Here is a 23,312-nt window from a genome sequence, read left to right as displayed (position 1 = left end):
ATAAATATGAAATCACCCTGTTAGGTTTACCGTCTTAATTTAAACTACTTCATGTTTTACTAACTTATAACGATGTTTCCTTAGCGGGCATTTGTTGAGTTTGAGTGATAAAAAAGCAGTGGATTCCCCTAAAAAGTTCAAAGGTATGACAATGAAGCAACGCCTTATTCTAAAGACAGCACTAAGTGCTGCAATCCTAGCTACTCTAGCTGGGTGTGCGTCTCAATCAGCTCATGATTGGAACCAAGACGAAACTTACAAGCTAACGATTCTTCACACAAACGATAACCATGGTCGTTTCTGGCAGAATAAATACGGCGAATACGGCATGTCTGCACGTAAAACGCTAGTTGACCAACTTCGTTCAGAAGTTGAAGCAGAAGGCGGTAGCGTGTTGCTTCTATCTGGCGGTGACATCAACACGGGTGTTCCAGAGTCAGACCTTCAGGACGCAGAACCTGATTTTAAAGGTATGAACAAAATTGGTTACGATGCAATGGCATTGGGTAACCACGAGTTTGATAACTCTTTAGACGTACTAGAAAAGCAGATTGACTGGGCTAATTTCCCAATGCTATCTGCAAACATCTACGATAAAGCGACAGGTGAACGTAAGTTCCAAGCTTACGAGATGTTCGAAAAGCAAGGCATCAAGATTGCGGTTATTGGTTTAACAACTGAAGATACTCAAAAGATTGGTAACCCTGAATTTATCGCAGGCATCGACTTCCGTGATCCTAAAGAAGAAGCGAAGAAGCTAATCGCTGAACTTAAAGAAACAGAAAAACCTGATCTAATCTTTGCTGTGACTCATATGGGTCACTACGAGAACGGTCAACGTGGTGTTAATGCTCCGGGTGACGTCGCACTTGCTCGTTACCTAAACGAAGGCGATCTAGACATGATCGTTGGTGGTCACTCTCAAGAGCCTGTATGTATGGAAGGCCCTAACGTTGCGAAGAAAAACTTCAAGCCGGGTGATGAGTGTAAGCCTGACGTACAGAATGGTACTTACATCGTTCAAGCTCATGAGTGGGGCAAGTACGTAGGTCGTGCTGATTACGAATTCCGTAACGGCGAACTAGAAATGGTGAGCTACGACCTGATTCCAGTTAACCTTAAGAAGAAAGTTAAGATTGACGGTAAGAAGCAACGTGTTCTTATTCAAGATGAAATCGCACAAGACCCAGAGCTACTTGAATTCCTACGTCCTTTCCAAGAGCAAGGTCAAGCACAGCTAGAAGTTCAAATCGCAGAGACAAATGGCAAGCTTGAAGGCGATCGTAACGTCGTTCGCTTCCAACAGACCAACCTAGGTCGTTTAATTGCGACTTCTCACATGGAGCGTGCAAAAGCAGACTTTGCTGTGATGAACTCTGGTGGCGTTCGTGACTCAATTGAAGCCGGTAATGTCACTTACAAAGACGTGCTAACAGTACAACCTTTTGCAAACATCCTGACTTACACAGACATGACGGGTAAAGAAGTTCTAGATTACCTAAATGTAGTGGCAACTAAACCAATCGATTCTGGTGCTTACGCTCAGTTTGCTGGTATCTCAATGACAGTAGCAAACGGTGAAGTATCGAATGTATTCATCGGTGGCAAACAGCTTCGTCTAGACGAAACATACCGTTTCACAGTACCAAGCTTTAACGCTGCTGGTGGTGACGGTTACCCTAAACTGTCTGACCACCCAGGTTACGTAAATACTGGTTTTGTTGATGCTGAAGTACTGAAAGAGTACCTAGAAGCAAACAGCCCGGTTGACGTGAACAAGTACGCGCCTTCAGGCCAAATGGTTTACAAGTAATTGTATCAATAGGTGCTAAATTAGATTGACTCTAGCACCATGATAAATTTAACTAAAGCGACGCCTCGGCGTCGCTTTTTGTTTATCTATCGTTTGGATTTGTTATGACCCCTGCAATCAATCTCGCCAAGAAAAAGAAAATCGCTCATAGTGTGCACCAGTATCATCATGATGCGAATAATACGAACTATGGTTTAGAAGCCGTTGAAGCGCTTGGTCAAGATCCCAAACGTGTATTCAAAACGCTGTTGTTCTGCTTGAATGGTGTGGCGAAAGATTTGGCGGTTGCCGTTATTCCTGTCGACCAGAAGCTAAATCTAAAGCTTGCCGCTAAAGCAGCGAAAGGCAAAAAAGCAGAGATGGCGAACCCTGATATTGCTCAGAAAACCACGGGTTATGTGGTGGGTGGGATCAGCCCTCTTGGTCAGAAAAAAGCCTTGCCTACCTTTGTTCATTCCAGCGCTACCGATTTTGAAACGATATGCGTGAGTGCAGGGAAGCGCGGGCTAGAAATTGAGCTCGACCCGAAAGACTTAGCGCTACTGACTCGCGGTCAGTTTGCTGATCTATGTTTATAGATTGCCGTCGTCATGATGATACAACTACCGAATGACAAACAAAAACGCCCGCTAGATTAACCTAGCGGGCGCTTTTATATTGAGTGTCTATCCTGAAATGTGCTTGTACATTGAGGACGAATTATGACTACTTCTTCAGACCTAAAGTACCACCAACACGCTTCGGTGCAGGCTTACCGCTTCGACGATCGTTATTGTTGCGATCTGTGCGATTGCGATCCGAACGGTTTCTATCTGAATTAGAACGCTCTGAACGAGAGTTCGATTTCCAGTTCTCGGTGTTACCACCGCTTTCACCATTCGATGAATTGCGGCCACGCTTTGAGTTAGGTGCATGACGGAATTCATCCGCATTGTTACCGCGGTAAGTGCGTGTACGGTTCTCGTTTTGATTACGGCGCGCTGTTGAAGCTTGGTTCTCTTCACGGCTATCAAAAAGTTTCGCGTCAGTCGCTTTGCGAATGCGTTGACCTTTCGCGTTCATTTTTGACGCATCTTCCGTACTTACTGAGCCTTCACACATCGCTAAAATTTCAGTGATCTCTTCGTCGCTCAGGTAGCGCCATTTGCCGTTAGGAATACCGTCTAGTGAGATATTCATAATACGAACACGACGCAGTTTAAAAACTTCATAACCGAGCGCTTCACACATACGGCGAATTTGGCGGTTAAGGCCTTGTGTTAGCGTAATTCGGAATGAGAATTTGGTCTCTTTCTCTACTTTACATGGCAAAGTGACTGTATCGAGAATGTGAACGCCAGCGCCCATTTGCTTCAAGAATTCCGTCGTAATCGGCTTATCTACACGCACCACGTATTCTTTCTCGTGGTTGTTACCTGCACGTAGGATCTTGTTTACGATGTCGCCATCGTTGGTTAGGAAGATAAGGCCATCAGAAGGCTTATCTAGACGACCAATCGGGAAAATGCGCTTGTGGTGGCCAATAAAGTCGACGATGTTGCCAGGAATATCACGCTCAGTCGTACAGGTGATACCTGTTGGTTTATTGAGAGCAATGTAAATCGGCTTCTCTTTTGAGCGAACAGGCTTATTGTCGATCTCAACATCATCACCTGGCAAGACTTTAGTACCCATTTCAGGGATCTTACCGTTAATAGTAACTCGGCCTGCATCAATCAGTTTATCGGCTTCGCGGCGTGAGCAAAAACCAGTTTCACTGATGTATTTATTAAGGCGTTTAGCTTGGGATTCTTGTGACATGATATTCTCTTAGCGTTTCACAACGGAAATGTAGATAAACAAAAAGCAACCTTTGGATAGTTGCTTTGAGTTGAAATTCGTTAACTGAGGTAATTTTAGCACTTGGTGTGAGTCTAGGCACGAAATATCGATCTTGATGCAAAATCGTTACTAGTCCATTTATCTATCTCAACCTATTAACTGGTGCGTTTTTGATGGCGCTCTCTGTTCTCTAGCTTTTTCTCATTACTCTTTCTGAGCATTACGTAGACTGCGCCCGTACCACCATGAAATTGCTGAGCAGAATGAACACATTGAACGTCGTTGATTTGTGTTAGCCAATTTGCCACGTAGCTTTTCATCATTGCAGGTGGATTCGAACGCTCACCCTTACCATGAACAATGATGACGGTACGAACATCCATTCTTAAACACTGACGCAAAAATGAAAGCACTTCGTTACGTGCGTCTTTCAGTGTTTTCCTATGAAGGTCGAGCTTGGCTTGAATAGGGTATTTTCCTAGGCGCAGCTTTTTGTATACGCCTTCTTGTACACCGTCTTTTTTATAAGCAACAACATCGTCTGGCTTGATCATTGGCGAATAGTCTAATGATAAGTAGTCTTTCTCGTCGTCAGACAGCCACATAGCGGCTTCACGCTTAGCAAGGTGAGATTCGGTGACTCGGTGTACTTTCTGGTGTTCAGCGGTGTCATGGTCGATACGTTTAACATCGCCCATCATTTCTTGGAATAGATCTAAGTCATCATCATGAGACATAGTGTGTATCTCAAGTTGGAGAAGGATAGGGTAAGTATACCTAAGTTGAGGTTAGGTTTAAAAATGAAAAAACCGGAGAAGACAATAAGTCTGCTCCGGTGCAAAGCGTTTTGACATTTACTTATAAAGTAAAAGAATACTTAAAAGTAAATGATTTAGGCAGAGCGATTCTAGTGAGGAGATTTTTCAGTCATAACTTTGTATATGAAGAAGCCTCCATAAAACATCATGAGACCCAGAGCCCCGAAGATTACTATCATTGAAGATAGTCCCACCGCATTACCAAATAGGAGATCTAGCCAAAAGTCCATGTGTATACCTCAAAGTTATATGACATGGCTTAGTGTATTAACAAGCATTATCAATTCACTGATCTGGATCAATCCTGTTTCATAAGTTAAATACTTGTTGGTAACTGTGTGTTTTTCGTCACATCATGCTCGTTGTTGTATGTCTTTTGTTCGAACGATTCAAAATCGCAATAAATATGAGAAAAAGCCCTTGCGGATAAATTCAGAACCCGTATTATACGCTCCATCGACAGGCAATGAGCCAGTTAGATATCTCGGTGAATAGCGCAGCTTGGTAGCGCATCTGGTTTGGGACCAGAGGGTCGGGGGTTCGAATCCCTCTTCACCGACCACATTAAAGAAAGCCGTAGCAGAGATGCTACGGCTTTTTTGTATTTGGGATTTCTACATTCTAACTGCATTGACTGTTTATGGTTGAGGGCAGAGAGTTAGGTCTATTGGACAAACTCATTTGTCGCAACGTTGTTCTTAACCCAGATCAAAGCTTGTAAGCGATTCTTCACCTTGATCTTTTTGAATGTATTGTGAAGGTGTGCTTTAACTGTATTCTCACTGACATAGAGTGTGTCCGCAATTTGCGTGTTAGATGCGCCATCACCGAGTAGTTTGATGATCTGCTGTTCGCGTTTGGTCAGCTTGAGGTAATGAGGGCTGGTTTTGGCGCATTGTCTGTCTCTATAAAAACGGATGTATTTATAGATCAGCTTTCTGCTCATCCACATCTCGCCTTGCAAAATGCAGTTAAAGCCGGCCACGAGCTTTTCAAGGGTGTCCGACGTATAAAAAATGCCGACAAGATACTGCCATTTAAGCATTTCAGAGTGCGGGAAATCGCCTGGTGTATTGAGTAGCACTTCATGGACATCACTTGCTACGTCATCTCTGAGCTCCTGGTATTTCTCAATGTATTGCTTACTCATTGTCGGGAAATCAATAATAATCAGAACTAAGTCATCGTTTTTTAGGGATTTAGCACTGAGCCTTTCCGGTGATATGAGTTTTATGTTCAGGTTAACTTTCTGTTCTATAGACTCTTTTAGTAGTATCGATTGTAAATTGTTCTCCGCAAGTAAAATGGCGTTATAAGCCTCCAGCTTAGCCATGTGGAACTCCTTTTCTTAACTCATTACTTGAAATTTAGGTGTTTTAGTTTAAAGCACGTATTGTTATTTTGCTAATTTTTAAAGCTAATTATTCATCAAATTTATGAAATTAATTTAATAGTATTGTCGAAGGTAAAATAATACTTAAGTAGAAAGAGGGAATTACCGAGATTTATGGTTTTATTTTATTGATTGTACAGTCTTTATGAATTTTCCAGATCCCCTTGTTTGGGTGAAGTTTTATAGTGGCAGGAAACTGATTTATATTAATAATCAACGTTGTAATACCACTATTCGTATTCTGGTTGAAATTAGAGTTGGTGTTCGTACTCAACGTTAATGAAGATGCCACACTGTTATTTATGGTCAGAATAAGACTTTTATTTTTTATCAGGCACTGTACTGAATTTAAATCAGAAGAAAATCCATTAAAATGGAAAGAAATAAATAAAACGGCGATCAACGCCGTTTTAATATATGCACTCTTTATCATATTAATTCTGATAAATTATACCGACATTACCATTTGCGCCATTACCTGAAACGAGAGCAGTATCATAAGAGGTTTGTTCAATCATAAATTGGTTTGAACTGCTGTTTGTTAAGCTAACAATGGCATCTGAATGAGATCCTGTTTGTAACGTGAATACTCGGTTATCGCTACTGCTCACGAGATCGATATCGACATAGTTATCGTCGCCACCACCAACATCGGTGTTGACTATCGTTTGAACATAGTTATTATCGCCGCTGATATCGATGTCTACATCATTATTATCAACACTCGCGTTACTAAACTCGGTATAGGTTGTATTGGAGTTACCAGAGACATTCACATCAGCTTCATTGTAGTCAGCACCACCTAGAGCATTGACGACAGAGATGTTCTCGTTACCCACTTGTGTAACTCGTAAATCATTGCTTCGACCATAAGGTTGAACTGTAATTTGGGCTTGGTTACTAACACCATCTTGATCAACCCAGGCGTTGTTGTTTACATAGCGTAACTTAACGTGAGCTTCATTGAGATTGCCATCTTGTTGAACCACTACGTCAGAGTTATAGCTAGCATGTGTGTCAACTAGTGCAACATGCCCATCAGTAACACCAGACGTGTTCTGGTTAATGGTGACATTGGCATTATCGCCACTACCCATTTGCCAAACGGCAGTATTATCCATCGCTAAAGGTTGAATACCGGCTACTGTCGATGATATGCCAAGATCGGTTGTTCCTTCTATTGTCCCCAACGCTGGCTCAGAGGCTGGAAAAGGAGCAGGTAAATTATCTGCGTATGCTGCATTAAAGCCCAGAATAGCACCGACTATAATTCCAATTTGTGTAACTTTCATAAGTTGTATCCTTATACATTTCCATGTCGACTATGTTGTTACTTCATCGAGAAGCAACGGTGAATCAAGCTTTCCATACTGCGCGCTAATTGGCTTGATTGATGTGAATTCTCATTGAGCTAGACGCTTTCACTAAAGCAAAGTCGTTGCCGTCTTGAGAAATTCCTAAATTACTTCTTCCAGAACCAACCAAATAAGCAGTATTGCCATTGCCTTTTTGGTCAATGCTCAGCTGACTACTCTGTCTTGAGAAGTTAGCTTGTCCGATAACTGCTAAATTGTTATTCCCGTCTTGGGAAATAAGCGCTTCAGAATTTACTCCGAGTTGCCCAATTGCGGCATCGTTATTTGAACCATTCTGGTCTATTAAGGCGGTATTATTGCGCCCTGTTTGACCAATGTATGCGGAGTTAGAACTTCCGCTTTGCGTTATCTTCGCTCTGTTGTTCGCGGTAATACCAGGACTGCGTTGCTTTATTATTGCTATTGAATCAGTAGCATTAGATATATTTAATTCTGAATAATTATCTAAATCTCCAGAAGAGAAGCTTTCTAAATAATTATAATCATTGACTATATCTTGATTAACATTATGTAAAAAATCCCCTTCTATATCTGACGCGATAGCATTATTAAAACCTCCTGATAAAAAATATAAACAAGTTAAGCTGATAAGTGATGCTTTCCCAATTACCATCATCTTTACCTTAAAGTGTTCGTGATTATGATCCCTACGAAAATAAACTGCGTAGGGAATGAGTGAACCTTGTCTTATCGAAATCCTAGGCCTTGAATTTACGAACAGCTATAAACTTAAAGTTGAAAATATTTGGTTGTTCATATGAAATTTAATTAGTATTTGACCGAATCCTACCAACCTTAGTTAATCAATTCCCTTCAGTAATTAATTCGAAAGTTTATATATGCCACTGTAAGCATGAATTACGCTTTATTCAGTTTCAACGAATCACATTCTCATTTTGTAAATAGACTTTGAATGGGAGCACATATGAAAATCAAGCTGCTTACAATAACTCTGCTTTCCTTTGCTCTTCATGCAGAAGAAAAGAGTCATGGTCTTGAAAATGCTGCTCCTTTAGAAAATGGACAAAAACTTGAGGACTCGACAAATAATCTTAAGGAAAAATTCAATGACTTCAGTGAAGTCGATGGAATCATTGTGGACAGAACCATTACGCGGTTGGGAGAGGATTTCTATTTTTTCTTCTCGCAATCGCTCAATGATAGTTATCCCGACCTTAAGGAAAATTTGACGGTAAAAGAAAGGCCAACGGCGTTATCAGGAAGCATCATAGAGGTTCAACACTCTAGAAAACCGATCTTCCGTACGGCGTTGTCCCCTGGTCGTAGACAAGCGAAAGAACGAGCTGCCGATGCCACTCGAGTTGTAGGGAATTACATTATCAGATGGCAAGCAGAGAGACTCTTTCAGGACACTTACGATCTAGACCATGATGAATTTTAAGGAGCCAAGGATGTCGATATTTTTCAGAAAGGCCGCGCTCATTGCGCTGATAGTTTCGCCTTCGGTTTACTCAAGCGAATTAGTTTATACGCCCGTAAATCCAAGTTTTGGCGGAAACGCTTTAAACAGTTCTCACCTTTTTAATCACGCTAATGCTATCAATGATTATGAAGACCCAAGTGCAAGGGATATCTTTGATGAGCAAGAATCAGCCTTAGATCGTTTAGCGTCTAGTTTAGAGTCTCGTTTGATAAGCCAGTTGCTTGCTGATGTAGGTAACGGAAATACAGGGCAGTTAGAAACAGATGACTTTTTCCTCAATATTGTTGACGACTCCGGGACCTTATTCGTTCAAATCGTCGATAAAGAGACTGGGGAATCGACAGAAATCAGTGTCTCTGGATTAAACCCCGACCTCTAATCACAAGGATTGTGTTATGAAATCGATCATTATCGTCTTCTTGACCTTTGTGTTGGGAGGGTGCACTTACTCTATGCAAATTCCAGAGACTTCTGAAACGCCAAAGTTGATGCCGAGAGGATCGACTTATACGGACCTGATCTCATTACCTCAGCCTCGCGGTAAAATACTTGTTTCGGTTTATGATTTTAGAGATCAAACGGGACAGTATAAACCTCAGCCAAACAGTAACTTTTCGACAGCGGTACCACAGGGTGGAACGTCTTTACTGACCACGGCATTGATAGATTCCCAGTGGTTTGTTCCTCTAGAGCGTGAAGGGCTCCAGAACTTGTTGACGGAACGTAAGATCATTCGTGCTGCTCAGAAAAAAGACAAGGTAGTGAACAATCACGGAGCCGACTTAACATCGTTGAGCTCTGCGAATATCGTTATTGAAGGCGGTATTGTTGCTTATGACTCTAATATTGTTACAGGTGGGGCTGGTGCGAAGTATCTTGGCATTGGTGGCTCAGGGCAGTATAGAACCGATCAAGTGACAGTTAACTTAAGAGCCGTTGATGTAAGAACAGGGCAAGTTCTGTTGAGTGTGACTACGACAAAAACCATTTCATCACATGAGATAGGATTCGGCGCATTCAGGTTTGTTGACTACAAAGAACTATTAGAAGTTGAAATGGGCTACAGCCAAAATGAACCCGTTAATATCGCTGTGATGTCAGCGATTGATGCTGCGGTAATACATCTTATTGTAAAAGGCATGAAGCGTGGAATGTGGTCGCCGGGCGATCCTAATGCACTACAAAATCCAATTATTGCTCGTTATTCCGAAGAGAGCGCCGACATATTGTAAGCAACCGAGTAAGCAGCAAAATAGGGCTATGCGGAAAACGGACCTTTCCCTTAGCCCTGTTTTTTTCTTCAAGCAACTCAATGATCAATTCACATCGCACGTAATATCTTTTATCGGTGTTTCCGAGGTAACAAAACAAACATACGCTTCCGCTGGCTTATTCGGGCCTATTCGAATGTAACCTGCCTTTACTTCATCTTCATCAAACGTCACCGAGTGAGAACTTCCCGTTTGGTTGTCGTAAAAGTTTGCTTCAAAATTGTTGTTCATTTGGCTTGCGATACGGTTTCGTGTTGTAGATGTTGTGAACGTAATATTGGCGCAGCGCATCGGTGGTTTCTCTGTAATGAGAAATTGCCCACTTTCTTTATCTATCACGCCCCCCTTTGTATCTGGCTGAATGTCGATAGCTTGAAATTGTTCTACCGTACAAGTTTCTTTGGCTGAGGCTATTGAGGGCATCAGCATCGTGAGGGCTAAAGGGAAAGCAAAAAGTACTGGTTTCATTAGAACAACGCCATAGGTAAAAAGAGCGAAAGATAATAGCACTGCAATGGTGCTATTAAATGTAAAGATTCTGTTATTAAGGAAATGCTTTTATAACGAAAACAAAATGAGGTTGAGCATCGTTAGCTTTTTTAGCTAGTCTCAAATTGACATTGGGCTGATTGGCTTTGTGATTGCTGAATGACACTGAAGCCTTTCTTTTCTAATAACTGTATAAGGTTACCTTCTCCAATTAGGTGCAAGGTACCAACTACTATCATGTAGTTCCCTTTAGTCTTAAGCTTCCAATCATTGGAGGATAGTTTGTTTGCCCAGTCTATGTTGCGATCGGTTAAGAATGCTTTCTCAAGTTCAGGCGACATCTCTGACAGTTCTGAGAAGGCTTCCAGCTTCGCTAAATCACCCGCTTTCCAGCTTTCAATCAGGCAATGAACCACGCGATCAGTTTGGTCAAATTCTTCAAGGCTACTGACTAACCACTCTTTACCGTCGTCCTTTTGTTTTGTCATTAGGTCTATTTGGAATTGCAGAGGCTCCAAACTGATAACCGGAACATCTTGGGTAGTCGCTTTGTTCGCTAGCGTCGCATCAACGCCGCTGGCGGAGCCATAACCAAGGTTTTTTAACTGCTGCATTTGTATGGAGAGAGAAGTTGCCCAAGGCGGTGAACTAAGCAGCTGTTGCGTCGGCATGCCCAATGATTTTGAGATGTCGGTTAATAATTGCAGCTGTTGTTCATTGAGTACATCGGCAGTTGTGAGTTTGTTGTGGGGATATACAACGCCATCAGACTTTCTGATATCCGTTTCGATAATTAAGCCATCACTGTTTTTTAGCGCGTCGGTGATCGCCGAAGGAAGGGGGTACATACTCTCGTCTCCAACGTGCACTGAACCTAAGATAGTGAGTGTCAGATCATCCTTTTGTGCTTGCCAATAAAGGGGCTCGGCGACCGCTTGCCTAGCTGAAAAAGCGAGAACGAATAAAACCATGTACCAGAGTGGACGCAAAGGGAGCTCCTTAAGGAAGTATTAAACTCGTTAAAATCGATTTTGACGGTGTTTTTTAACGGTTTTTTTTGAGAACAATGTCACGTTGTTTGTACGAAAAGTATAATAATACGCTGAAACTCTAAATCCTTTCTGACTACCAATGACACGATTTTATGAAATCGGTAAAAAAGATTGTGATTCATTTCTCAAATTTTACGTCAAAATTAAAATGACGGAAGTGCCGTTGCTTGTAACTTGATGATTTTATTTAAATTAAATTTATAAAAATTTTTGAGATTTGAAGCCGATCACTTTATTAGCTCGATTTAATTCACGGTAAAAAATAAGCCCATATAGTTTATCTAACTTTCGAAGCGCTCCATTTTGCTTCTTACTCAATTTTTAATTTATGGGTGAATACGATGTTGAAGAGAAACTTACTATCTGTAGCGGTATTGGCTGGCCTAACAGGTTGTGCAGTAACGCAAGCACCAGAACAAAAAGTAGTGAATGCACTGGCTGATAATCTTGATGTTCAGTACGAAATTCTAACTAATCATGGTGCGAATGAAGGCTTGGCTTGTCAGGACCTAGGTGCTGAATGGGCGTCATGTAATAAAGTGAACATGACGCTAACCAATGACGGTGAAGCGATTGACTCTAAAGATTGGAGCATCTACTTCCACAGTATTCGTCTTATTTTAGATGTTGATAATGAGCAATTTAAGATCACTCGCGTTACTGGTGACCTTCACAAGCTAGAACCTACTGAAAAATTTGACGGCTTTGCGGCTGGTGAAGAAGTGGTTCTTCCGTTAACGAGTGAATACTGGCAACTGTTTGAAACTGACTTTATGCCAGGTGCATTCGTGACGGCGCCAAACGCAGAACCTAAGATGATTGCATCATTGAATACAGAAGATGTTGCATCGTTCGTAACTGGTCTAGAGGGTAATAACCTTAAGCGTACGCCTGATGATAATAACGTAATGGCGACAGCGGTGACGCGTTTTGAAAAGAATGCTGATCTAGCAACGCAAGACGTATCAACTACTTTACTACCAACGCCAATGTCGGTAGAAGCCGGTGAAGGTTCAGTTAGCATTGCTGGTGGTATTGCCCTACCTAAAGACGCATTCGACGCTGAGCAATTCGCAGCAATTGAAGAACGTGCAGATGTGGTAAACGTAGATGTGAGTGGCGACCTACCTGTGAGTGTCGCTGTTGTTCCTACTCAGTTTACGGGTGATTTAGCGAAATCTGGCGCTTATGAACTAAGCATCTCGGAAGAGGGGATTGCAATTAAAGCGTTTGATAAAACGGGTGCTTTCTACGCAGTTCAGTCTATTTTTGGCCTAATAGATAGTCAGAACGCTGAATCATTACCACAACTGTCAATTAAAGATGCGCCGCGCTTTGATTATCGTGGTGTGATGGTGGACGTTGCTCGAAACTTCCACTCAAAAGATGCCATCCTAGCAACGCTAGATCAAATGGCGGCATACAAGATGAATAAACTGCACCTTCACCTAACGGATGATGAAGGTTGGCGTTTAGAAATTCCAGGTTTACCAGAGCTAACGGATGTAGGGTCTAATCGTTGTTTTGATTTGGATGAACAAAGCTGCTTACTGCCTCAGCTAGGTTCTGGTCCAACAACAGACAACTTTGGCTCTGGTTTCTTTAGTAAAGCGGATTACGTCGAGATCCTAAGCTACGCTAAAGCGCGCAGCATCGAAGTTATCCCTGAAATTGATATGCCAGCACACGCTCGTTCAGCTGTGGTATCAATGGAAGCGCGTTACACTCGTCTCATGGCGGAAGGCAAAGAAGCAGAAGCGAACGAATACCGCTTGATGGATCCGCAAGATACATCGAATGTAACCACGGTTCAGTTCTACGATAAGCAAAGCTTCATTAACCCATGTATGGAGTCATCAACTCACTTCGTCGATAAAGTAATCTCTGAAGTGGCGACAATGCACCAAGAAGCGGGCGTACCGCTAACGACTTGGCACTTTGGTGGCGATGAAGCGAAAAACATTAAGTTAGGCGCTGGCTTACAAGATATTAATGCAGAAGACAAAGTGGCATGGAAAGGTAACATTGATTTATCTAAGCAAGATAAGCCGTTCCAACAATCTCCACAATGTCAGAAATTAATTGCTGACGGTACAGTAAGCGATTTCGGTCACCTGCCAAGCCACTTTGCAGAAGAGGTGTCTAAGATTGTTGCTGAGAAGGGTATTCCACACTTCCAAGCGTGGCAAGATGGCCTGAAATACAGCGAAGGTGAAGAAGCATTTGCAACAGAAAGTACGCGCGTTAACTTCTGGGATGTTCTTTACTGGGGCGGCACTTCATCAGTTTACGACTGGTCTGCGAAAGGTTATGACGTAATTGTTTCTAACCCAGACTACGTATACATGGATATGCCATACGAAGTAGACGCAGCAGAACGTGGTTACTACTGGGCAACACGTGCAACCGATACTCGTAAGATGTTTGGCTTTGCGCCAGAGAACATGCCACAAAACGCAGAAACATCTCTAGACCGTGACGGCAATGGCTTCAGTGGTAAAGGTGAGGTTGAAGCGAAACCTTTCTACGGTCTGTCAGCTCAACTTTGGTCAGAAACAGTACGTACTGACGAGCAATATGAATACATGGTGTTCCCTCGCGTATTGGCAGCAGCAGAGCGCGCATGGCACCGAGCAGATTGGGAAAACGACTACAAGGTTGGTGTTGAATACTCTCAAGAAACTAACTTAGTGAATAAGCAAGCGTTGAACAGCGACTTTAATCGCTTCGCGAATATTCTTGGTCAACGTGAGCTAGCTAAGCTAGAAAAAGCGGGTATTGATTACCGACTACCAGTTCCAGGTGCAAAAGTGGTTGATGGCAAGCTTGCAATGAACGTTCAATTCCCAGGCGTAGAGCTTCAATACTCAGCTGATGGTGAAAACTGGCTAACGTATGATGAGCAACAACGTCCATCGGTTTCTGGCGAAACTTACATCCGCTCTATCTCTGAAAGTGGCGAGAAAGTAAGTCGAGTGACTTCGGTAAAATAATCGATAAGCAACATTAATAGAAAAGCTCCCTAGCTATTGTCTTATTTAGATAAAAGTGGGAGCTTTTTTTTCGTCCAAACTAAGTTAGGCACTTCTCTTAAGCTGAAACATATAGAAATACTCTTTGTTTATATCGTCAACAATGCACATAAGGTGAGTTCCATCGCAAAAGTGACGCGCTTCTCATTATTCTCTTCAAAAAATAAGTCCTCCATAAAAAACTCTAAATCAAGTGTGATTGAACTAACTCATTCTAATTTCGCGACGTGAAATAATGTGATCTGGATCTGTGTGTTTTTTTGTCTTGAGTTTTTTATCAATTTTTATATTTTTAAGAGATTGATTTTAAAGTATTAAATAACTTTTTCTTTTTTGACAGTGAGAGAGATCACTCTGCCCAGTCTTTTATTTTTAAACGCGAATTAATTCGAGCAACATAGATTTCATGCCAGGGAGGCTACCAACTACTCAAGCGGTGAAGGTGAATGATGTACCGAAGATGTGCCGCTGAAAAAATTAAACTAAGGCAGTTTACTATGAAAAAAATTATCGCTCTAAGTGCTCTTTCTCTTGCTTTCGCTTCTAGTGCTTTTGCTGGTTCTTCTTACGTAACGGGTAACATCCAAATTCATGACGATGGCCGTATCCACGGTTCTGACATGACTTCTACGCTAGAAGCTGGTCACACGTTTGACAACTCTCTAGGCGGTTTCACGGTTTATTCTGAGTTTGATGGTATCCAACTGGGCAAACTTGAATCTGAAAATGGCGGCGCAGGTAATACTACTCCAGGCATCACTGTAGGTGGTGAGCAAGCTTTCAACATCACTGACAACCTATGGGTTGCTGCGGGTTACCAACACCTATTCTCTGCAGGCGAGAGCATTCAGTTCCGTCCATTAGTTAAGATCGGTTACAACTTCGATAACGGCATCTCTATTAGCAACCGTACTCGTGCACACATCGACGACACTTCTAACGATGATAAAACTGACTACCGCATGGATAACCGCATTGCTTACACAGTGAATGCTGACCTAGCGCTTAGCTACAACAACGTATACATGATCGAAGCTGAAGCAATGGACCACGAGTTACGTGCAACATGGACTCGTCAAGGCGTTCAACCTTACTTTGAGTTCCGCAGCCAAGCTAACGGTGTAGATTTCGCAAACGGCGATTCTAAGCAAAACAACGCTTTCGTATTCGGTGCTTCTTACGGCTTCTAAGCTGATTCACTTGGCTGCTTAGTCGATTAGATTATTGGCCGAGTGAGCTTCTTTGTTAAATAGCTTTGTTGTTGAATAACTTCTTAGCTAATTAGCGAGAGGAACATAGCGGTACTAACAGCCCGGTTGGTGCCGCGACAAGTTTTGCTTTACTGTCCAAAAGCAAAGAGCCTAGCAAGTAAACCACAGTCTTGGGTTTACTGAATGCTAGGCTCTATTTTTATGACTTCTTTTTATTGCTGTGTGTTGGTCTGTTTAGGTTCTATTTTCCGTTGTAGTGACGGTATTCAAACACCTGACCTTTTTCATTAAACGCATACACAGAATACTCGTCTTTCTTATCGCCATACTCCATGCCTGGAGAACCCATTGGCATGCCCGGAACCGCTAAACCAATCGCATTACGTGGCGGGTTTTCTAGAAAGGCTTTAATGTCATCTGCTGGAATGTGTCCTTCAAATACGTAACCGTCGATCTCTGCAGTGTGGCAAGAGGCTAGCTCTTGTGTAACCCCAAGCTTCTGTTTGATTGGGTTCATATCATCGTGGAGCTTCTCAGTAACATCGAACCCAGCATCTCGCATATGTTCAGTCCATTCTGTGCAGCAGCCGCAGTATGGAGATTTGTGGTTTAGCACATCAGTAGCCAAAGCCTGTCCTGAGATTGCAGCGAGTGCAGTAAGAGTCATAATTTTACGAATCATGGTTAACCTCATGAATATGGTTTTTATTAATATTAGAATGAGTTGGTTTGAACAATCTCAGCCTGTTGGCATTGCTTACTACCGTAATTGACGACATCGCCATCGCTGCCCCTGCAACTACTGGACTAAGCAGAAATCCAAAAAATGGGTAAAGCACACCGGCCGCGATAGGAATACCAAGCGAGTTGTAGATGAAGGCACCAAACAGGTTTTGCTTCATGTTTCTCACAGTCGCTTGAGATAGCTCGATCGCGTTGCTTACTGATAATGGCGATGAGTTGAGTAGCGTCATTTGCGCACTTTCAATCGCGACATCACTGCCACTGCCCATTGCTATGCCTATATCTGCTTGAGCAAGAGCGGGTGCATCGTTAATACCGTCTCCGACCATCGCAACACTCTTATATTGCTGTTGAAGCTGAACAATATGTTGAGCTTTCTGCTCTGGAAGCACTTCCGAGATAACCTCGTCGATACCGACGCTTTTACCTATTGCTTGAGCCACAGAGTCGTTGTCGCCTGTTAATAGCACAGTGTGAATTCCGGCGGATTTTAGTTGAGCTATCGCCTGTTTGCTATCTATTTTTAACGCGTCTGAAATGCCCAATATGCCTTCCAGTTTTTGGTCAATCACTATGAAAATAGGTGTCCACGCTTGCGAGCGGCAAAGCTCGATGAAATCCGCGCCAACCTCTGTATTGATACCTAATTGGGTGAGGTACTTAAGCGAGCCAACTTGCACTTTCTTGCCGTTAATTGTTGCTTGAACCCCAAGCCCTCGTTGGTTTTCAAATTCGCTGTGTGGGAGTACTGAAACTTCCAAGCTCTCTGCATATTGGCAAACGGCTTTGGCAAGTGGGTGCTCAGATCCTACTTCTACTGAATAAGCACAAGCCAGTAATTCTTGTTCTGATAAATCGCCATAAAAGGCTTGCTGAACGGTTGGCTTACCTTGGGTTAGGGTGCCTGTTTTATCAAACACGACAGCATCAATTTTGCTTGCAGATTGCAACACATCGGCATCTTTGATCAGAACGCCAAACTCAGCGGCTTTGCCAACGCCGACAGTAATTGAAAGTGGTGTCGCAAGGCCTAAGGCACATGGACAAGCGATGATCAGCACTGTCGTTGATACCACTAACATGTAACTGGCGCTTGGTTGTGGGCCAACAAAAAACCAAACTAAGGCGGCAGCAACTGCGATTGCGACCACAACCGGAACAAAAACGGCTGAGATAGAATCGGCAAGCTTGGCGATTGCTGGTTTACTGCTTTGCGCTTGGCGAACCATTTGAATGATCCGAGCCAGCATGGTGCTTGATCCAATCCCAGTCGCTTCAATAATTAAGCTGCCGTCACCATTAATGGTACCTGCAGAAACGCCATCATTAACTGATTTTACGTTGGGAAGCGGCTCACCAGTTAGCATGGATTCATCGATGTAAGACTCACCTGATACCACAACTCCATCAACCGGTACTTTCTCTCCGGGTTTTACTCGTACCTGCATACCCACTTGGATAGCTTCTACAGCAATGATTTGCTCTTTGCCATCGACGATAACCATCGCTTTTTGAGGCTGTAAATTAATCAGTGCCTGTAGCGATTTTGTAGTGCGAGCTTTGGCTTTGGCCTCGATGTAGTGACCCAAAGAAATAAGGCCAATGATCATCGCGCTCGCCTCAAAGTAGACGTGGCGAGAAGCTTCAGGGAACCATGATGGAATGAGCACAACCAACATTGAGTAGAACCATGCTGCGCCTGTACCCAAAGCTACTAGCGTGTCCATGGTCGCGCGTTTATGCATCAAGGATTGCCAAGCATTGGTGAAGAAGCTGCGTCCAGAAGTGGCTAACAACACTAAACAAACCACACCAATGAATCCCCAAGCCAGTTGGTCGTTAAATGTAGTAATGGTCATGCTGCCGCCGAACACGCCCCATGCCATTAGCGGTGCCCCAAGCAGTAGCGCACTCACTGAATTTTTTAGGAAGGCCTGTTGAGTGCGAAGTTGTTGCTCTTGCTGTTTTTGTTGTTGTGTTGCCGCATCATCAACAAACTCGGCGCCATACCCCGCAGCTTTGACTGATTCGATGAGCTTGTTTTCAATGAGATCACGTGTTTTGGAGGTGAAAACCAAGGCAGTTTGTTCGGCAAGGTTGATCTGAGCTTGGTCGACAAACTCATTCTTTTTCAGTGCTTTCTCTACCGAAGAGACACAACTCGCACAAGTCATCCCCTCAAGAACAAGGTGATAGGTATATTGGCTAGCTGCGGTTTTATCTTCACTCTTTTTATCTGCTTGTTCGTCTTCTAAATCTGAACTCGATGAAAGGTCATTCGTTTCTGAGTAGGGAGCTGCGTGGTAACCCAGGCTTTCGACCAGCTTAATCACCTCAGACTCAGAAAGCAGAGTAACCAGTGATAATTCCTGTTTGCTGACTTCTAGGTTTAAGGCTTGCTCAGTTTGTTCAAGCGCTTTAGTCAGTTTGCTCACACACTTGCCGCAACTCAGACCGGATAGCGAAAGGTGCAGCTGATTACCCATAGAATAGCCAAGCGTTGCTAACTGTTCGTTGAGCTGAATGTAACTAAATGGAGTCGAAATATCGATGTAGGTCGGCGATATGTCATTAATCATCGTGCTGTCGAGATCGCTAAACAGTGTGCGAACTTTCTTCGCGCAACCCATGCAATTTAGGCCGTTGAGCGCCGTTGTGTAGTAGTTCATATCGATACTCCAATTCTCATCTACGCCTAACATAAACCTTCCCGTAAGGGTAAGGTCAAACATAAATTCAAGAATTTGATCTTGGTGGAGTGCTAGCTGGTGGTTTCAGTTTGGAATGGAAGAGGGAAATTAAGAATGTGCGGCTATAATCTACTTGCTAAGACTATCTATTTACGACTTTAAGGGCGTAATTGGCCTTTCAATAACGGCTTTCGTACAACAACAGCGCATTAATCATTCACTACTGATTGTAGATTTAAGCGGTGGTGATAAAATAGCGCCCAAAATTTAGTGATATTTTTCTGTTACAGGCTTTGTAATGGCGAGCACTAAAAGAATCACCTACATAATCAAGGTATTTAAATGACGGTTAAAACTCGTTTTGCTCCTAGCCCAACTGGCTATCTTCACGTTGGTGGTGCACGTACTGCACTTTACTCTTGGCTATTCGCTAAAAACCAAGGCGGTGAATTCGTTCTACGTATCGAAGACACAGACCTTGAGCGTAACTCTCAAGAAGCGGTTGATGCAATTCTAGAAGGCATGCAATGGATGGGTATGGAATGGGATGAAGGTCCTTACTACCAATCTAAGCGTTTTGACCGTTACAACGAAATGGTTGATAAGCTACTTGCTGAAGACAAAGCATTCAAATGCTACGCGTCTAAAGAGCTGCTTGATGAAATTCGTGCAGAGCAAGAAGAAAACAAAGAAATGGCTCGCTACGATGCTAACCACCCTAAAATTGTTGCAGCAAACGAAGCAGCAAAAGAAGGCGATGCGTGCGTTATCCGTTTCCGTAACCCTAAAGAAGGCAGCGTAGTATTTGATGACCAAATCCGTGGTCGCATTGAAATCGCAAACAGCCAACTTGATGACCTGATCATTCGTCGTACAGACGGTGCACCAACTTACAACTTCGTAGTAGTAGTGGATGACTGGGACATGGGTATCACACACGTTGTTCGTGGTGAAGACCACATCAACAACACACCTCGTCAAATCAACATCTATGAAGCACTAGGCGCGCCAGTTCCAACGTTCGCTCACTGTGCAATGATTCTTGGTGATGACGGTGCGAAACTTTCTAAGCGTCACGGTGCTGTTTCTGTAATGCAATACCGCGATGAAGGTTACCTACCAAATGCATTAAACAACTATCTAGTTCGTTTAGGCTGGTCTCACGGTGACCAAGAGATCTTCTCTCAAGAAGAGATGATTGAATTCTTCAGCCTGAACGCTATCAGCAAGTCTGCTTCTGCATTCAACACTGATAAGCTACTTTGGTTGAACAACCACTACATCAAGACATCTGAGCCTGAGTACGTTGCAAAATACCTGCAATGGCACCTAGACGCACAGAAGATCGATACAACAAACGGTCCAGCTATCACTGAAGTGATCAAGCTAGTTGGCGAGCGTTGTAACACGCTTATCGAACTTGCTGAGCAATCTCGTTACTTCTACGAAGATTTCTCTGAGTTTGAAGCTGGCGCAGCGAAGAAGCACCTACGTGGTGTTGCTAAAGGCCCACTAGAGCTTGCGCTTGCTAAGGTTGAAGCGCTTGAAGATTTCACGACTGCAAACATCAAAGACGGTGTTATCGCAGCAGTATGTGAAGAGCTAGAGATCGGCATGGGTAAAATCGGTATGCCACTTCGCGTAGCAGTAACAGGCGGCGGTCAGTCTCCTTCTGTTGATGCTGTGATGGAGCTTGTTGGTAAAGAGCGCGTAATCGCTCGTATCAAGATGGCTCTTGAGTTCATCGCTGAGCGTGAAGCTAACGCTTAATCCTATTTCTCTTGTTTGAGATAGAATGTACTTGAGATAGAACGATCATCAGCCGACAGCTTAATTCGCTGTCGGCTTTTTATTGTTTAATGAAAATACGGTCAACGTATTTTAGGACGAGACAGTTATAGCAAGTCTTGAGCTTTTGCTAAAACACTGAGTTTTGGGAATATATTTTGGCAGCTGTGCTGGTGGTTCATCGGGTTCATATCTGCAATCGCATCTTCGACAATCACCACGTTATAACCCAGTTCAAATGCTTGTCTAGCCGTTGATTCGACCCCAATACTTGTTGCTACCCCGGTCAGATAAATATCCGTAATACCTTGCTCACAAAGCTGCTTCTGCAAATCTGTGTTGGTAAATGCACCCCAGGAATATTTGGTTAGATAGCGATAATTAGGGTTTAGGCGCAGGCTTTCGATGACCTCTCCCCATACGATCTTTGATGCGTCAGGCTGAGCCGCTTTATTTTGCAGTTCCGTTCGGCCTTGTGGACGACCGGCTACATTAACAATAATTACGGGTAAATCAGCATCATCAAATGCATCGCAGAGAGCAAGGCTATTCTCTATGATCGGTCGGGACACGGTTTCCGGTAATTGATCAACGATACCTTGTTGCAGGTCGATAACGACAAGCGCAGAGCATTTACTCATTTTCATTACTTTATGCCTTAGTGGTCTTTGTGTGAGGTTATAGTGGTTAACTTTTACGGTGTATTAAGCGGGTGTAAAAGCGGATGAAAGCCAGTGCAACCATCATATAAATGAGTAGGTTCAAAGGGGTAGTGACGTCATAAACAGGCACAAGTTGCGTTGCGCTCATGGTAATCATTACTAATAGGTTGCCCCCGAGAACTCGATAGACCATCCACTGATTACCAGCGAACAGGCGATACACCGTAAAGACATTAACAAAGTAAAATGCCATTAATTGCCATACTTCGGTCATCGAAGGTAACAGCAGAACATACTGAATGAGGAACAGTGACCCAAAGGCTAAGTAGCCAATGGTCCAGTGCTTTATCATTTGCCTAGGCATGTTGCTTAATATCAAGGCGCAAATGGCACTGTTAATGATGAACAGACTTCCCGATGATATTGGTAGATATATCCAGACTAGAATTGCTGAGATGAAGCTCATTGTGCCGACTAACGTATTGCTTAATCGTTGCTGGCTGTTGTCAAGTAATCGGGCAAATAAGCGCTTTTTCTTAAAGTTACCCTGGTAGAATTGTTTGACTGTCTCTGGAAAAGGGGGCTTGTAATCGACATTAACCGATGATGCTTCAATAAAAGCCATAGCCTGGTTAAGTATCGAAAAATCATTGTGATCAACCCCTTGATCATGGGCGTTTTGCAGTAACTGTTTGGCAACCCAGATTGCTTGAGTTTGCTGTTGATGCTTCCACTGCTTTCTGGCAGGCATACGGCCATGCAAATCGGGCAGGCGCATCAGATCGTTCAGCGCTTTGAAGGTCGGGCTTTCAATATTTAACTCGCAGCTCGTGTGTAACTGGAAACGCTGCGCTGAGTCATTGTAAGCGAGTGAATGAATGAGGGGAGACATCGCCTCTAAAACAACACTGACTTCGTTGTTAAAGCGTGTGTCATCATCCTCAGGCCAAACCACGCTATAGATGGTCGTATAGACCACGAAGCCAAGCAGGGTTTCTTGCAGCCTTAGTACCGCAATATTAAATGTAGCTACACCATCAAAGCTGCCAGATATCGCCAGCAGGATGCAGACAATAAATGCCGTAATGTAAGCATAGCCGATGACCGGATCGGAACCCATGTATATACAAATTGCGAGTAACAGTGCGATGTTTGCTAAAAAATAATATCGATCTTGCCCAAAAACAGCGATTAACCAAAGCCCGACAAACGCGCCACAAAGCGTCCCCAACAATCTGAGAATGCCTTTTTTCTTGCCAGCAGTAATAGTATCAGTGATGGCCAATATATTGACCACGATAGCCGCCCAGTAAGGCTTCTCAAGGTTAAAATACAACGCAAGGTAGATAGCTAAACAAAATGCTAGGGCAACCTTTATGGCATTCTTGGCTGGAGTGCTCAGTGACTTTATAATGAGTAGCATAGTGGGGTTTAGCGGCAGAGGGATCGAATACGAGGATATTGCCTGATCTTTTGGTCAGCCTAAACTCTAGTTTGAAGGCCTTGATCCATCAAATATAGCAACTCTATTGCATCGTTTAACATTCAGGGGAAGGGGGGCGATCAGTCACTCTACTTATACGATATTGTTCGATGCTGATAATGATCGATAGATCTTCTAATAGTTAATAGCGATAGAACATCAGGTTTATCGTTCTTCTAAGCTGGCTAGTTGTTCCGATTATTTTAGGTTCATCGCGGCTTTCCG

The 23,312-nt window shown here is 43.1% G+C and carries 20 protein-coding genes and 1 tRNA gene; 9 read left to right on the top strand and 12 right to left on the bottom strand.

Annotated features, from left to right (window positions below; genetic code table 11):
• Positions 1-151 precede the first annotated feature (151 nt).
• Positions 152-1,813 carry a bifunctional UDP-sugar hydrolase/5'-nucleotidase UshA gene (gene ushA / locus AB4585_RS00470; RefSeq protein ID WP_086971046.1) on the top strand — a complete coding sequence of 554 codons (1,662 nt, stop codon included), beginning with the start codon at positions 152-154 and terminating at the stop codon, positions 1,811-1,813.
• Positions 1,814-1,917: 104 nt separating this feature from the next.
• Entirely contained in the window at positions 1,918-2,391 is a 474-nt protein-coding gene (gene ybaK, locus AB4585_RS00465; RefSeq protein WP_017076861.1) for a Cys-tRNA(Pro) deacylase, read from the top strand.
• A 127-nt stretch (positions 2,392-2,518) separates the two neighbouring features.
• Here the strand turns inward: ybaK and rluF are convergent, their stop codons facing one another.
• From rluF to AB4585_RS00450, 3 genes are all read right to left on the bottom strand, one after another.
• The gene (gene rluF / locus AB4585_RS00460; RefSeq protein WP_372169233.1) at positions 2,519-3,613 is read right to left on the bottom strand and encodes a 23S rRNA pseudouridine(2604) synthase RluF; all 1,095 of its coding nucleotides are present in this window, start codon (positions 3,611-3,613) and stop codon (positions 2,519-2,521) included.
• A gap of 176 nt (positions 3,614-3,789) precedes the next feature.
• Positions 3,790-4,371 (bottom strand): DNA endonuclease SmrA, encoded by a 582-nt coding sequence (smrA, locus tag AB4585_RS00455; RefSeq protein WP_017062320.1) that lies wholly within the window; start codon positions 4,369-4,371, stop codon positions 3,790-3,792.
• A 170-nt stretch (positions 4,372-4,541) separates the two neighbouring features.
• Positions 4,542-4,682: a DUF3149 domain-containing protein gene (locus tag AB4585_RS00450; RefSeq protein ID WP_017062321.1), complete on the bottom strand. Its 141-nt coding sequence runs from the start codon at positions 4,680-4,682 to the stop codon at positions 4,542-4,544.
• 255 nt (positions 4,683-4,937) lie between these two features.
• Here AB4585_RS00450 and AB4585_RS00445 point away from each other — a divergent pair.
• A tRNA-Pro gene (locus AB4585_RS00445) sits at positions 4,938-5,014 on the top strand.
• A 102-nt stretch (positions 5,015-5,116) separates the two neighbouring features.
• Here the strand turns inward: AB4585_RS00445 and AB4585_RS00440 are convergent.
• The 3 genes from AB4585_RS00440 to AB4585_RS00430 all read right to left on the bottom strand — a co-directional run bounded on the left by AB4585_RS00440 (position 5,117) and on the right by AB4585_RS00430 (position 7,834).
• Complete coding sequence (locus tag AB4585_RS00440; RefSeq protein ID WP_136974805.1) at positions 5,117-5,785, bottom strand: LuxR C-terminal-related transcriptional regulator; 669 nt, start codon at positions 5,783-5,785, stop codon at positions 5,117-5,119.
• Positions 5,786-6,279: 494 nt separating this feature from the next.
• Positions 6,280-7,137, bottom strand: coding sequence for a curlin (locus AB4585_RS00435; protein WP_136974804.1), 858 nt, complete (start codon positions 7,135-7,137; stop codon positions 6,280-6,282).
• Positions 7,138-7,222: 85 nt separating this feature from the next.
• Positions 7,223-7,834, bottom strand: coding sequence for a hypothetical protein (locus AB4585_RS00430; protein WP_017064156.1), 612 nt, complete (start codon positions 7,832-7,834; stop codon positions 7,223-7,225).
• A 312-nt stretch (positions 7,835-8,146) separates the two neighbouring features.
• Here AB4585_RS00430 and AB4585_RS00425 point away from each other — a divergent pair, with 312 nt between their 5' ends.
• From AB4585_RS00425 to AB4585_RS00415, 3 genes are read left to right on the top strand one after another with little or no spacing between them, the layout of a single operon-like run.
• Positions 8,147-8,623, top strand: a complete 477-nt coding sequence (locus AB4585_RS00425) for a curli production assembly/transport protein CsgE (protein ID WP_017066860.1) — start codon at positions 8,147-8,149, stop codon at positions 8,621-8,623.
• 10 nt (positions 8,624-8,633) lie between these two features.
• Positions 8,634-9,044 carry a curli assembly protein CsgF gene (locus tag AB4585_RS00420; protein WP_372155729.1) on the top strand — a complete coding sequence of 137 codons (411 nt, stop codon included), beginning with the start codon at positions 8,634-8,636 and terminating at the stop codon, positions 9,042-9,044.
• Between the two features lie 16 nt (positions 9,045-9,060).
• On the top strand, positions 9,061-9,897 hold the full coding sequence (locus tag AB4585_RS00415; RefSeq protein WP_102428681.1) for a CsgG/HfaB family protein: 837 nt from the start codon (positions 9,061-9,063) through the stop codon (positions 9,895-9,897).
• Between the two features lie 84 nt (positions 9,898-9,981).
• Here the strand turns inward: AB4585_RS00415 and AB4585_RS00410 are convergent, their stop codons facing one another.
• Together AB4585_RS00410 and AB4585_RS00405 are read right to left on the bottom strand one after the other, a co-directional pair.
• On the bottom strand, positions 9,982-10,404 hold the full coding sequence (locus AB4585_RS00410) for a hypothetical protein (RefSeq protein ID WP_017060540.1): 423 nt from the start codon (positions 10,402-10,404) through the stop codon (positions 9,982-9,984).
• A gap of 131 nt (positions 10,405-10,535) precedes the next feature.
• Positions 10,536-11,414 carry a TraB/GumN family protein gene (locus tag AB4585_RS00405; RefSeq protein ID WP_137002132.1) on the bottom strand — a complete coding sequence of 293 codons (879 nt, stop codon included), beginning with the start codon at positions 11,412-11,414 and terminating at the stop codon, positions 10,536-10,538.
• A 404-nt stretch (positions 11,415-11,818) separates the two neighbouring features.
• Between AB4585_RS00405 and AB4585_RS00400 the strand changes: the two genes are divergently transcribed.
• Both AB4585_RS00400 and AB4585_RS00395 read left to right on the top strand, forming a co-directional pair.
• Positions 11,819-14,470, top strand: a complete 2,652-nt coding sequence (locus tag AB4585_RS00400) for a beta-N-acetylhexosaminidase (RefSeq protein ID WP_372155728.1) — start codon at positions 11,819-11,821, stop codon at positions 14,468-14,470.
• 536 nt (positions 14,471-15,006) lie between these two features.
• Positions 15,007-15,699 carry an oligogalacturonate-specific porin KdgM family protein gene (locus tag AB4585_RS00395; RefSeq protein ID WP_017060537.1) on the top strand — a complete coding sequence of 231 codons (693 nt, stop codon included), beginning with the start codon at positions 15,007-15,009 and terminating at the stop codon, positions 15,697-15,699.
• A 262-nt stretch (positions 15,700-15,961) separates the two neighbouring features.
• On the opposite strand, the gene AB4585_RS00390 is transcribed toward AB4585_RS00395, so the two are convergent.
• Positions 15,962-16,402 (bottom strand): DUF411 domain-containing protein, encoded by a 441-nt coding sequence (locus AB4585_RS00390; RefSeq protein WP_017060536.1) that lies wholly within the window; start codon positions 16,400-16,402, stop codon positions 15,962-15,964.
• Positions 16,392-19,196: a copper-translocating P-type ATPase gene (locus AB4585_RS00385; RefSeq protein WP_372169232.1), complete on the bottom strand. Its 2,805-nt coding sequence runs from the start codon at positions 19,194-19,196 to the stop codon at positions 16,392-16,394. Before AB4585_RS00385 ends, AB4585_RS00390 begins: the two co-directional genes overlap by 11 nt.
• Before the next feature lie 300 nt (positions 19,197-19,496).
• Between AB4585_RS00385 and gltX the strand changes: the two genes are divergently transcribed.
• A complete protein-coding gene (gltX, locus tag AB4585_RS00380) occupies positions 19,497-20,924 on the top strand; it encodes a glutamate--tRNA ligase (RefSeq protein WP_017069020.1) in 1,428 nt (475 codons plus the stop codon).
• A 125-nt stretch (positions 20,925-21,049) separates the two neighbouring features.
• Here the strand turns inward: gltX and AB4585_RS00375 are convergent, their stop codons facing one another.
• Both AB4585_RS00375 and AB4585_RS00370 read right to left on the bottom strand, forming a co-directional pair.
• Complete coding sequence (locus tag AB4585_RS00375) at positions 21,050-21,589, bottom strand: isochorismatase family cysteine hydrolase (protein WP_017060533.1); 540 nt, start codon at positions 21,587-21,589, stop codon at positions 21,050-21,052.
• A 40-nt stretch (positions 21,590-21,629) separates the two neighbouring features.
• Complete coding sequence (locus AB4585_RS00370) at positions 21,630-23,027, bottom strand: FUSC family protein (protein ID WP_017060532.1); 1,398 nt, start codon at positions 23,025-23,027, stop codon at positions 21,630-21,632.
• Between the last annotated feature and the right edge of the window lie 285 nt (positions 23,028-23,312).

The sequence above is a fragment of the Vibrio sp. 10N.222.49.C9 genome, assembly GCF_041474985.1.
In the GTDB taxonomy this organism is placed as follows: Bacteria; Pseudomonadota; Gammaproteobacteria; order Enterobacterales; family Vibrionaceae; genus Vibrio; species Vibrio crassostreae_C.
This window is presented reverse-complemented; position numbering and strand designations above follow the sequence as displayed.